We start from the raw sequence: 12,536 nt of genomic DNA, 5'->3' as shown, positions 1-12,536 counted from the left end.
AAAAGCAGTAGAAAACGTATATAGAAACAACTAAAAACCTTAAGTATTTGAGAGGATACACATATGTTTGAGAATAATCTGTGGACGATGGAACCAGTTGGCAGACCGGAGAACACCATCCAGGGCGATAAATACCGCTTCACCCTGCTGACTCCCTGCCTGATCCGAATGGAGTACCGGGAAGACGGCAAATTCGAAGACCGTCCAACCCAGATCGTATGGAACCGTAAATTTGATCCAGTGGAGTTTCGCATTGAGAAAAAGGGGGAAGGCTTCGAGCTTTTTACCGACAGAATGCATGTTACTTATGCCGGCGGACCTTTTACCAAAAACAGTCTGAACTTAAACGCAGTAGGCGGTCAGAACGCCTATGGTGCAGTATGGTATTATGGGGAAAAAGGAGACAATCTTGGCGGAACTGCAAGAACTTTGGATGAGGTAGATGGGGAATGCCCGCTCCAGGAGGGAATTATGTCCAGAAGCGGCTGCTCTCAGATTGATGACAGCCATTCTCTGGTGCTGGATGAAAACGGATGGACTCAGGTGCGCACAGGAGATGGGGTGGACATTTATGTTTTCGCTTATGGAAATGATTACAAAGAAGCTTTGAATGATTTTTACCGTCTCACCGGAAAAACTCCTATGCTCCCAAGATATGCCCTTGGAAACTGGTGGAGCCGTTATTACGCTTACACAGAAGACAGCTACAAGGCGCTTGTAACCCGCTTTGAGAAAGAGAAGATCCCATTTTCTGTTGGTGTTCTGGATATGGACTGGCACCTGGTAGAGGAAGTGGAGCCCAAATATGGCAGTGGCTGGACCGGATATACCTGGAACAAAAAGTACTATCCGGATCCGGAGCGTTTTATGAACTGGCTTCATGACCATGGAATGAAAATCTCTGTAAACCTTCATCCAGCTGGTGGAATCCGCGCCTTCGAGGAAGCATATCCGGCTATGGCGAAGGAGCTGGGAGATGTAGATATCGAACACGAAGCTCCCATTGATTTTGACATCACAAGCCGCAAATTCCTGGAAGCATATTTCAAATGTGTGCTTCATCCAGAGGAAAACAAAGGCGTTGATTTCTGGTGGATCGACTGGCAGCAGGGCAATATCACGAAGGTCCCTGGTCTGGATCCACTGTGGATGCTGAACCACTATCATTACCTGGACAATGCCCGCGATGGAAAACGTCCTCTTACTTTTTCCAGATATGCAGGACCTGGTTCACACAGATATCCAGTAGGCTTCTCCGGTGATAGTATCGTAACCTGGGAGTCCCTGAATTTCCAGCCTTATTTTACCAGCACAGCTTCCAATATTGGATATGGCTGGTGGAGCCATGATATCGGTGGGCATATGCTTGGCTATCGTGACAATGAGCTGGCACTTCGCTGGGTACAGCTTGGCGTATTTTCTCCAATTAACCGTCTGCACAGCAGCAAAAATGAGTTTATGGGAAAAGAACCGTGGCAGTTCCCTATGGAGATCGGTGAGGTTATGAAGGAGTTCTTAAGACTCCGTCACCAGATGCTTCCGTATCTGTATACTATGAACTACAGAGCATATAAAGAGAACACGCCTTTGATTCTGCCAATGTACTACACATATCCGGCAGAGCAGGTGGCTTACACAGTGAAGAATGAATATGAGTATGGAACCGCATTTATTGTAGCGCCTGTTACGGAGAAATCTGTCCAGGGCGTAGGAAGAGCCAGGACTCATGTATGGCTGCCAGAGGGTACTTACATTGATTTCTTCACAGGTCTGGTATACTCCGGCGACAGAGAGATGGATATGTACCGTGACCTTCATTCAATACCGGTTCTGGCAAAAGCAGGTGCCATTGTGCCGATGACTGAGGAAATCTTTGGACAGGAAGCAGCCAGAAATCCGGAAACTATGACCATCCGTGTATACGGCGGTGCAGACGGCAGCTTCCAGCTTTACGAAGACGACAACGAGTCCAACGCTTACCTGAAAGACGAGTGCGTTCTCACAGACATGGATCTGAAGTGGAGCACTGGCCGCTTCGTCATCCACAAGGCAGCGGGCAGGCTGGAACTGATCCCGCAGAAGAGAACCTGGACTGTAGAGTTCTGGGGTGTGAAGGACACCGAGGTTACCGTAGAAGTGGAAGGCACAGAGGTAGAAGCTTTTAAAGAGTACGATGAAGCACTTGGCTGCCTGGTGGTAAGTGTTCCGGAAACCTCTGCAACAGCTGAAATTATCATTACTCTGGGAGCTCCGGAGCTTCGTGAGAATGATGTGAAAACCCAGGTATTCACTCTTCTCAACCAGGCTGAAATCCCATACATGGAGAAAACAGCCATCATGGAAATTCTGGACAAGAAAATTTCCAATGCCGCCAAACTCACCCAGCTTACCGCAATGCATCCGGAAGAAGGAATTGTGGGAGCAGTGGGAGAGATTCTGACTGCGATAGAGTAAGATATAAACAGAATATGAAAGACAGTAAAAAGCCCGGGAGTATTTGCTCCCGGGTGTTTTAATAAGCTGTTATTTAAGGGAGAAAACAGTCCGCATACAGCATTGAAGTGTTTTTTTTCTGTTAAGCATTTAAAATCAGCAGTAAATCTCTGGAGGAATCTGTGCAAAGGGAATCACATCGGGCTGTCTGTCGGGGTGATCGGCGATGATCTTCTCCATCCAGACCATATTGTACCAACGCCCGAACTTGTAAGCGCATTTGTGAAATTCTCCTACCATGGAATACCCCAGATGCTGATGAAACTGAATGCTGTTATGGTTCAGATATTCGTCATCCACTACAGGACTGGCGATGCAGGCATTCAGGTTGGTCATATTCTGGGCGGCAAGCGCTTTTTCCAGAGAAGCGTAAAGCGCCTTGCCGATTCCGGATTTTCTTTCGGATTCTCTTACATAGATGGAAGTTTCCACAGACCAGGCATAGGCTGCCCGGGCGTGGAGCGGTCCTGCGTAGGCGTAGCCTGCAATTTCAGTACATGCACTGCAGTTCCCTTCATCCTTGATGCCTGGTGCGGAGCTGTTTATTTCCCGTTCGGCTACAAGATAAGGATAATGCTGTAGTGTGTGTGCAATCCGCTTCCGGAATTCTTCTGCAGAGGGAACTTCATATTCGAAGGTAATTGCAGTGTGCTTTACATAAGGTGCATAAATGGAAAGAAGCGCCTCTGCATCCTCTGGGGATGCCGGGCGGATGATAACTGGTAATGACATGGCAAGATTCCTCCTTTGTAGTTGCAAACGAAAATTTTAGCTGCTAACAGATTTTCAGCATGTTTTCCAGAGCAAACAGCTTATCAGCAGCAAGTAAATCTTCAAACGCATTCAGGTTCAGATCTGAATGCTCCAGCTCTCTGGAGAAACGGTAACAAATATCTATCTGGTCTTCCAGACAGAACACCCGTCCATTTTTCAGGTAAGCGCCCATATCCAGCTCATGAATCAGCAGGGTACAGACCACAGCCATTTTTACCTTGGCGAAAATTTCGCCGTCGTAAACAGCACCGCAGAAATATGTGTAAATCCAATACACAAGTAGCTGCTCTTCCTGAATATTCCAGTCCGGGTAAGCCTTTTCGAAATCAGCCCGGTTCTGAGAGTAAACAGAAGCGGGGGAGACACCGGAAGATTCTGCACTGCTATAAAGCGCCTGCAAATTCTTCTTCAGAAATTCCTGCCAACTCGGTCTTAGAACCTCCATTCGGGGAACAACCGCCTTCCACATGGTCTTCAGAAGTTCATCTGGCGCAGCCTTTTTATTCATATGCTTCTGCACCCTGGAAGTAAAGGCTTCGCCATATCCGGAGGCTTTATGGCGCTCCCGGATCTCTTCCCATTTGAAAAGCTGGTTCCGGTCTACACAGCGCTGGAAATCACTGGCTGCAGCCAGTATTTTCCACATACGAAGCCGCATGGGAATCTGCCGGTTCTGCAGCACCTCAAGAAAGTATTCCCTGGTATCTTCAAGGGCAGTGAAAAGCATATAGTCAAAATCATCATAAGTTTCTTCCGGGGAGGGAACCTCCGCTGTCTGGAAGGTTACCTTTTCCCTTCTGCCAAGCAGAATCCTGGCTGCCTCCGGACAGGAAAGAGACAGGGAATATTCCCGCAGACCTTCAAATTCTTCAATGTGCCGCGGATATTTCCGACAGGTGTCGCAAAGCATTCGTTTTCCAACCTCGCTGTAGATGTCGCAAAGGCTGTCCTCATTTAAAAATGCACACCGCTTCTCATACTGACGGAAAACCTTCTCCTTCCAGTCAATGTCATTATGAAGGCGATTCCGGAAAGTACCCTTCACACGCTTATATTTTTTCAGGCTTTTGTCGTCAATGACGATCTGCCAGCCGGCACAGCAGGTGTCGGGACAGGCACCTGCAATACAGGAAAACTCTTTATAATAATCAGGTCTTGTAATCTCCATAAAAAACCTCCTGGTAACAGTGATCAGTATATTTCAAATACAACTATTGTAACGGTATTTCAAAGCTGTGTAAATCCTCTGGACAAAAAAAGTTATAGATGGTTGACATTCATGCGGCGGACTGTTAAACTCATATAGGTAAAGTTAGGATCGGAAAGAACTTAGGCAGCTATTGACCAGTCCGCGAACGATAGCTTTCTGATACCTGCACTGCGATAATTAAATCTTGACAGTTCTGTTGAAATTTCCAAAACAAATTTTAAGAATTTCAGACCGAAGAAAAATTCACATGAAACGACAGAAATATCAGGACATGATAGCACCCATATTATAAAAGCTGTCAGCTTAACAGTAAAACGGAAACTGGCGTGGGGGGGGGTACCTGCACCAGCGAGGGAAATTATAAAATGAGTGAAGTTATAACTAAACAAAAGATTCTTATAGCGGATGATTCAGAAATGAACCGCGAACTTTTAGCTGCAATTCTGGAAGAGGAATATGATATCATACAGGTGAACGACGGTGTGCAGGCAGTTGACTGCCTTCAGAGGCAGGCCGAGGAGATTTCCCTGCTTCTTCTGGATATTGTTATGCCCCACATGGATGGTTTCGAGGTTCTTTCTTATATGAATAAAGAACACTGGATTGATGCTATTCCGGTTGTGATTATTTCGTCAGAAAATTCACCTATTTACATAAAACGTGGGTATGATCTGGGCGCCACTGATTTTATCGGAAAGCCCTTTGATGCAAATATGGTATTACGCCGTTCGGCCAATGCCATACTTCTTGGAGCCAAGCAGCGCCGAATGACCAGTATTGTTTCCAATCAGATTTACGAGAGAGAAAAAAGCAGCAAGCTGATGATCAATATCCTCTCTCATATAGTGGAGTTCCGCAATGGGGAGAGCGGACTTCATGTGCTGCACATTCAGACAATCACAGAAATGCTCCTTCGCCAGCTGGTTCAGAAGGAAAATAACAGATATGCCCTGAGCAAGGAGCAGATCCGGATGATTACCACAGCCTCTGCGCTTCATGACATTGGCAAGATCAGTATTCCGGATGAAATCCTGAATAAGCCAGGCAGACTTACAGCCGAAGAATTTGCAGTAATAAAGGGACATTCCATGGCAGGAGCCAATATGCTGTCAGAACTGCCACTTGACCAGAAGGAGGAGCCTCTTGTCAAGACTGCATACGAGATCTGCCGCTGGCATCATGAACGCTACGATGGAGGCGGATATCCGGATGGATTAAAAGGGGAAGAAATCCCTGTTTCAGCACAGGTTGTGGCGTTAGCTGACGTATATGACGCATTGACCAGTGAGAGATGCTATAAAGATGCTTATTCCCATGAGAAGGCCATCGAGATGATACTGGCAGGACAGTGCGGTGCATTTAATCCGTTGATGCTGGAGTGCCTTCTGGATATTTCTTCTTCCCTGAAGAAAAAAATGGGCTATAAATCTAAGGAAAGGTATGAACAGACAGACCTTTCTGATATTGCCAGCAGATTTCACGATTTTGAGATGGATTCCTCAGAGAAAATTGTGCAGCAGCTGGAATTTGAGAGAATGCGCTATAATTTCCTGGCAGAGGGCAGCAGAAATATTGTTTTTACTTATACCATTTCACCGCCGCTACTCACCTTTAACCAGGCTGGCTGTAAACGAAGCGGGATTACAGAACCTTCAATTTCCCCGTTGCAGAGCGGTGTGCTGAAAGACCTTGTGGAGGAGCAATCCCTGAAACGGCTTATCCGGAAGATTACCCAGGCCACCCGGGAAACGCCGGACGTGGTAAGCAATCTTTTTCTCACAGATGGAAAAAATCCCTGCCACTACCGGTGCCAATGCAGGGTAATCTGGACGGATGGTGCTGAAAAAGGCTATACAGGCATTGTTGGAAAGCTGACAGATATTACGGATGACTATATGGTTATGGAAAACGTCCGGGAGGAAGGTTTGAAAGTCCTGGAAAAAGACCGCAGCGCAGAATTTTCCAGTTTTTATGACCGATTTAAGAAATGCGGCTTCTCCACAGATGGAACGGAAGCGTGGCTTCTGCTTCAGTACCTGCAGATCTCCTATGATCTGGTCCGATATGTAGATCCTATAACGAATAAGGTTATCCATATAGAAAAAGACGGAAAAATGTGGGAGAGTGAAACTGCCTGCTCAGACATATGGAATTGCCTGGAAAAATGCAGCAACTGTATTTCCAGACTCAGCATGCAGACCAGGAAGCGCATGACAAAGCTTGAGGTTGCAGGGGAGGATCCGTATCAGGTGGTATCCATGTATGTGGAGATTGACGGGAAGCCCTGCTGTCTGGAGATGGCTACCAGGATAGATGGTGAGTTTATGCCCGATGGGTATTCCAAGGATGAGATCTTGTCATCTGTAAGGATTCATAAGGAGAAGGTTTATATAGACCCGGTAACCGGAGTTTATAATAAACGCTATTATGTGGAGAAGCTGAGCAAGATGGACAATGCAGCAGCTCTTATGTTTGCAGATATTAAGAACTTTAAAAGAATTAACGAGAATTTCGGACATCAGGCTGGAGATGATGTGCTTCGTCAGGTGGCTGGTGTGCTTCGGGATGTTGCGGCTGGCAAAGGCGATGTGCTCAGATATTCCGGAGATGATTTTGTGACAGTATTTTTTAAGGTTACGGAAGAGGAGCTTTCCGAAATCCAGAAGGAAATGTGTAGAAGGGTAGAGGCTCTGAGATTTCCGGAGCTGCCTGGAGTGCAGCTGAAGCTTGTTACTGCCGGTACCAGTATACCAGGCAGGGTAGAGGAAATGCTGGAGCAGGTAAGAATATAAAAAGAAAGTCCCGGCGGGCAAAACCGCTCGGGACTTTTGTTTTTCCTAAGTGTGTTTGATTTTCCAAACAGGCTCTGGAATGCAATATTTACAGAATATCTCTTCTCTTAATGTATCCAGGAAGTGCCGGATCTGAGACAACCTCCTTCACATGAAGGATTTTGACCATCTTGTCTACTACCTGATTTTCTACATGTACGCCCTCACCAATTTCAGCACCGGAAAGAACTACACTGTTTTTGATCACGGCATCCTTGTGAATAATGCAGCCACGACCGAGAATGGAATTCTCAATGGTTCCCTCCACCTGACAGCCGTTGGAAACGACAGAGTTGCGGATCTGGGCGGTCTCATAATAGTGAGTCGGACAGGAATCATTGGTACGGGTATAAATTGGCCATTCCGGATCGAAAAGTGTCTGTGCAGCCTTGATATCGATCAGATCCATATTGGCGTCGTAATAGCTCTGGAAATCTGTGATGGAAGCGAAGAAGCCGCGGTGGGAAACTCCTCTTACATCCAGCTCATTATGCAGCTCATTGATAATGTCTGCAAGAGTAAAGGCTGAAGAAATTGCCTTTGCCTTGCGGATCAGCTCGATAAACAGATCCTTCTTCATAATGTAGGTGTCCATGAAAATATTGCGGTTCTTGGCATTTCCGTGGTTTGGCTCAATGGAGAGCACACCCTTCTGCTTGTTCAGATTCAGGATATTACAGTTCAGATAAGCATCCTTCGCATTGTCTACTGCGTGATAAAGCAGGGTAATGTCAGCCTCAGACTGGATATGCTGCTCGATCAGCTTGGAAAAATCAGCAGTATAAACCATGTAATCTGGTGTGATTACCACATATGGATGATGCATTTCTTCGATGCATTCCATATTTTCGTAATAGGAAGCAATATCGGTGTTGTAGATATTGTTTCTCTGGTCGCTGTCAGTGAAAAGAACCTGCAGCCGTCCGCTCTTGGAGTTAATGTTATAATGACGTCCGGTGCCGATATGAGAAACCAGAGTTCTTGGTTTCTCTTTCACGTAGACCTGAATGCGGTCAATGCCGCTGTTGCTCAGGTTGGAAATCGGGAAGTCGACCATACGGTATCTGCCCAGGAATGAGAAAGCTCCGATTGGACGGTAGTCCTCAAGTCCCTCTACACGGATGTTTCTGGATGATGAGTTTACAATTCCAAATGCTTTATACATATTATTCGGCCCCCTTTACTCGTCTCGCGATCAGCTCGATGTGCTCACTGTCAGCACTTCCTACAAGAGCACCCTTGCCGATGTTTACGCCATTGGCAACAAGGGCACGTATTACGACAGCACCATCCTCCACAATAGCACCTGGCATAAGTACACTGTCAATTACCTTTGCACCTGGTCTTACCTTAGCTCCGGTAAAGACTACGGAATTGGTAACCTCGCCTTCAATTACACAGCCCTGGGTTATGTAAGCGTTCTGGATCCTGGCCTCTGTGCCAATATACTGCGGAAGTGCGGTTACATCTTCGGTGTAAATTTTCCAGGTAAGGTCGCTTAAATCCAGCTCATTATCCGGGCTGAGAAGATCCATATTTGCTTCCCAGAGAGAATCTATGGTTCCAACATCCTTCCAGTAGCCCTTGAAACGGTAAGCGAAAAGACGTTTCTCATCGCCAAGAAGAGTAGGGATGATGTCCTTGCCAAAGTCATGGTTGGAATCCGGGTTCTTCATATCTGCAAGAAGCAGCTTGCGAAGAAGCTTCCAGTTAAAAATATAGATACCCATAGAGGCAAGATTGCTCTCAGGTACTGGCGGCTTCTCAACAAACTCGGTGATACGGTCTGTCTCGCCGTCAGTATTCATAATACCGAAACGGCTGGCTTCCTTAAGAGGAACCTCGATAACGGCGATGGTAGCATCGGCCTGTCTCTCTTTATGGAAGGCAAGCATCTTGTCATAATTCATTTTATAAATGTGGTCACCGGAAAGTACCAGAAGGTATTCCGGATCATACTGATCTATAAAATCAATGTTCTGGGAAATCGCGTCGGCTGTTCCGCGATATACGTCGAGTCCGGTGTCTGCTTTCTCACGAGGCGGAAGTACATATACACCGCTGTCCTTGGAATCCAGTCCCCAACGTCCGCCGGTTGCAACATAACTGTTCAGTTCAACTGACTCATACTGTGTCAGTACGCCTACTACATCGATGCCACTGTTGGCACAGTTACTGAGGGGGAAATCAATGATACGGTATTTACCGCCGTAGGAAACTGCCGGTTTAGCCACTTTGTTGGTAAGATCGTGAAGACGGCTGCCACGGCCGCCTGCCAGAATCATTGCTAACATACTGTTCTGTTTCATGGTGAACCCTCACTTTCATTTCTTTAAGGCTGCTGTTCGCGGAACTGTATCTGCAAACAGGAATGCTTTAAGCTATATTATACAATATTTTCGATAAAAATACAATTTTTTTGTGCAAAAATATTGTAAAATCCAGATGAAATTTAGCCAAATATTTACTGGTAATTCTGTAGACTTTTCACAGCTTCGATGTCTTCCTGCTGTACTTTCAGGTTGGAAGTGAAAGTTCTGCCATCTGGTGTGGTGATCTGAACTTCGATCACGGTTCCTTCGGAAATGCCGGCCTGCTGTACGGCGGAAATAAATTGTGGGAATTTCGGGTGACGCCTTGTAAAAGCGTTCCACAGGTTCTTAAGTTCAAGTAATTTCATGGGGTTAATTGCCATTTTTTTATCCTTCCTATCAAGCGCCAGAGTGTGTTTGGAAAATTGTTCCCACAAATTGTGACGCACATCTTGCAGAAAGCCTTTTTCAAACATGCTCTGGGACGATGAAAACGGTTCCCTCTATAACCGATAAAGTCCAATTCTTTACTGCTTTAATTTACAGATGTACGCTTGATGTCTAAAGTATACCAGAAAAAAATCTGCACTGCAATGAAGGGCTCAAATATTCACATATTTAGCGAAAGTTCACAAAAGCGACTTTACATGCTATAGGAAACATTGTTATAATAGACGAAAGCCAAAAGCTGATTTTGGATAAAAAAGAACGTGAAAAACAGATGAAGTGCGATATGAAGGAGAAAGAAAAAATATCAAATTTTTGCAGCGAGAGGTGTGAAGATGGAAGAAAAAAAGAGGTATAATCTTGGAGTTCTCATCGGAGGAGTGCATACCTATTTTCCAAAAGAGCATATCAAGGGGATTTCTGAGGCGGCGGAAGAGCTGGATGTAAATGTCTGTTTTTTCCTGGGAACCCGGACGAAGGACTTTTTTGAAGATGTTCTGGGCAGCAAACAGAAAAATTCCTATGACTATCAATTTAATACCATACATGACTACAGCCTGATCGGCGGACTGGATGGTCTGATCATTAATTATGGAACACTGGGAATCCAGCTGCGGGAGGTTGATCCCAACGAATTTGCCCGGAAATATAATGGGATCACCACGGTTTTTCTTACAGAAGTCGTGGATGTGCCCAATTGTCACTCCCTGATCTGTGACAACAAAGGTGGTATTGCGATGGTCATTTCTCATCTGGTGGAAGAGCATCATCTGTCCAGAATCTTGTTCATGGCAGGACCGGAGCATAACACAGATGCCATTGAGCGCAAGGAAGCTTATCTGGAAACCATGAAGAAATACGGGCTTCCTGTAACCCATGGAATGATTGCCCAGGGGGACTATTCCGAGTTTGTGGACAAACAGGTGGAATACCTTCTGGATAGCAACCCGGATGCCCAGGCCATTGTATTTGCCAATGATGAGATGGCTTTTGCCGGCTATCGTGTCTGCGAGAAGCGTGGGCTTGTGGTTGGCAAGGATATTATGATTACCGGATTTGATGACTGCGAGCGTGCATCCGGGATGGAACCGCCCCTTACTACAATTCAGCAGGACGGAGAGCTTATGGGTAAAATGGCAGTCTACGATCTGGTAAACCGCCTGGATGGAAAAGATCCCGGAAAAGAAGCGGTATCCAGACGCGTGCCGGTTTCTTTTGTAAAAAGAGAGTCCTGCGGCTGTGTGTCAGAGGATGTTTCGAAGAAAGAGACACCCATGGGGCTTGGTGCCCAGGTGCACAGGCTGAATAAGACCATTGCCGGAATGAAGCTGGAGCTGATCAGTTTCCAGAGGAAATCCTGGTTTATTCCGGTTCTTGCCCGGGATTTAAACGACTGCATGGATGACGAGCAGGCTTTTCTGAAGGAAATTATGGAGAAAATGCGGGAGCTTCATACAAGATGTACTCATCTTTTTCTTCTGGATGAACCGATTGTCTACGATGGTAAACGGAAGTGGACCTGCCCTTATAACCTTCATCTTGCTGCCAGCTATGAGAATGGCAAGATCATTACCAAGGCGGCTTATGAAAGACCTCTGGTTATGAAGGAAAACGGAATCTGTGATCTGATGGAGAACGAAGAGCGCCACCAGTTTATGGTCTTTCTTCTTTTTTCCGGGGAGAAGCAGTATGGACTTCTGGCCTGTGACATTGACCAGGAGGATTTCCCGTTCTTCTATGTGATTAGCCTGCAGATTGGTCTGTCCCTGCATTATCTGGAGATAAGCAAGGCAGAGGCGGCCAGACGGCTGGAGATGTCCAGGGATATAGAAGAGATTAAGGAGAAAAACCGCGTTCTTGGTATTATTTCCGAGTATGATGAGCTGACCGGACTTCTGAATCTGCGCGGGTTTATGGAGCACACCAGGCGGGTTTGCCAGGCTGGGAATGGCCAGCGGGCATATATGATCTACGGTGATCTGGATCACTTAAAAGAGATTAACGACACCTGGGGGCATCCGGCAGGGAACTTTGCCCTTAGGAGTGTTGCCGAAATATTAAAGGGATGTCTGCGCAGCAATGATATTCTGGGCCGTGTGGGCGGTGATGAATATATTATCATGCTGGAGTGCGAGGAAGCCGACTTCGGGGAGAAGTTCCGGGAGCGTGTAAAGATGGCATGTAAGCTGTTTAATGAAAAATCCGGCAAGCCCTTTCTGGTGGAGATTTCCCTTGGAATTGCCGAATTCCGCCCAAATATCTCCACAGATATCCAGCAGGTGATTTCCCTTGCAGACCAGCAGCTTTATGAGGCGAAGAAGCATAGGAAGAAGTCGGTGAGCAGGGCGAATGATGAAGGTGCGTGAGAATTGGGAGCTTGTGATACCACCCTTTAGAGCGGTATCACAAGCCCCTTTGTTAAATCAAAGAGAAACCACCAGCTGAACTCAACATCATAAACTTAAGAAA

9 protein-coding genes are annotated in these 12,536 nt (G+C 46.2%); 4 read left to right on the top strand and 5 right to left on the bottom strand.

Annotated features, from left to right (window positions below; genetic code table 11):
- Window positions 1-63: 63 nt before the first annotated feature.
- On the top strand, window positions 64-2,454 hold the full coding sequence (locus tag PGQ38_RS10930) for a glycoside hydrolase family 31 protein (protein WP_270431701.1): 2,391 nt from the start codon (window positions 64-66) through the stop codon (window positions 2,452-2,454).
- A 135-nt stretch (window positions 2,455-2,589) separates the two neighbouring features.
- Here PGQ38_RS10930 and PGQ38_RS10925 read toward each other — a convergent pair whose 3' ends face one another.
- Both PGQ38_RS10925 and fliB read right to left on the bottom strand, forming a co-directional pair.
- Window positions 2,590-3,225, bottom strand: coding sequence for a GNAT family N-acetyltransferase (locus PGQ38_RS10925; RefSeq protein WP_118581935.1), 636 nt, complete (start codon window positions 3,223-3,225; stop codon window positions 2,590-2,592).
- A gap of 43 nt (window positions 3,226-3,268) precedes the next feature.
- Window positions 3,269-4,435, bottom strand: a complete 1,167-nt coding sequence (fliB, locus tag PGQ38_RS10920; RefSeq protein ID WP_270431699.1) for a flagellin lysine-N-methylase — start codon at window positions 4,433-4,435, stop codon at window positions 3,269-3,271.
- Between the two features lie 407 nt (window positions 4,436-4,842).
- Here fliB and PGQ38_RS10915 point away from each other — a divergent pair, with 407 nt between their 5' ends.
- Complete coding sequence (locus PGQ38_RS10915) at window positions 4,843-7,269, top strand: GGDEF/HDGYP domain-containing response regulator (protein WP_270431697.1); 2,427 nt, start codon at window positions 4,843-4,845, stop codon at window positions 7,267-7,269.
- A gap of 88 nt (window positions 7,270-7,357) precedes the next feature.
- Here PGQ38_RS10915 and glgD read toward each other — a convergent pair whose 3' ends face one another.
- From glgD to PGQ38_RS10900, 3 genes are all read right to left on the bottom strand, one after another.
- Window positions 7,358-8,473 carry a glucose-1-phosphate adenylyltransferase subunit GlgD gene (glgD, locus tag PGQ38_RS10910; protein ID WP_195992467.1) on the bottom strand — a complete coding sequence of 372 codons (1,116 nt, stop codon included), beginning with the start codon at window positions 8,471-8,473 and terminating at the stop codon, window positions 7,358-7,360.
- A gap of 1 nt (window position 8,474) precedes the next feature.
- Window positions 8,475-9,617 (bottom strand): glucose-1-phosphate adenylyltransferase, encoded by a 1,143-nt coding sequence (locus PGQ38_RS10905; RefSeq protein WP_270431694.1) that lies wholly within the window; start codon window positions 9,615-9,617, stop codon window positions 8,475-8,477.
- 155 nt (window positions 9,618-9,772) lie between these two features.
- On the bottom strand, window positions 9,773-10,003 hold the full coding sequence (locus tag PGQ38_RS10900) for a hypothetical protein (RefSeq protein ID WP_179988292.1): 231 nt from the start codon (window positions 10,001-10,003) through the stop codon (window positions 9,773-9,775).
- Here PGQ38_RS10900 and PGQ38_RS20655 point away from each other — a divergent pair.
- Window positions 9,997-10,185, top strand: a complete 189-nt coding sequence (locus tag PGQ38_RS20655; RefSeq protein ID WP_416385869.1) for a DUF6783 domain-containing protein — start codon at window positions 9,997-9,999, stop codon at window positions 10,183-10,185. The two genes, PGQ38_RS10900 and PGQ38_RS20655, sit on opposite strands and share 7 nt — an antisense overlap.
- Window positions 10,186-10,402: 217 nt before the next feature.
- A complete protein-coding gene (locus PGQ38_RS10895) occupies window positions 10,403-12,433 on the top strand; it encodes a GGDEF domain-containing protein (RefSeq protein ID WP_270431690.1) in 2,031 nt (676 codons plus the stop codon).
- Window positions 12,434-12,536: the final 103 nt, after the last annotated feature.

Source organism: Blautia faecis (assembly GCF_027662325.1).
Taxonomy (GTDB): domain Bacteria; phylum Bacillota; class Clostridia; order Lachnospirales; family Lachnospiraceae; genus Blautia_A; species Blautia_A faecis.
Note: the sequence above shows the minus strand (reverse complement) of the source record. Positions and strands in the feature narration are given on the sequence as shown.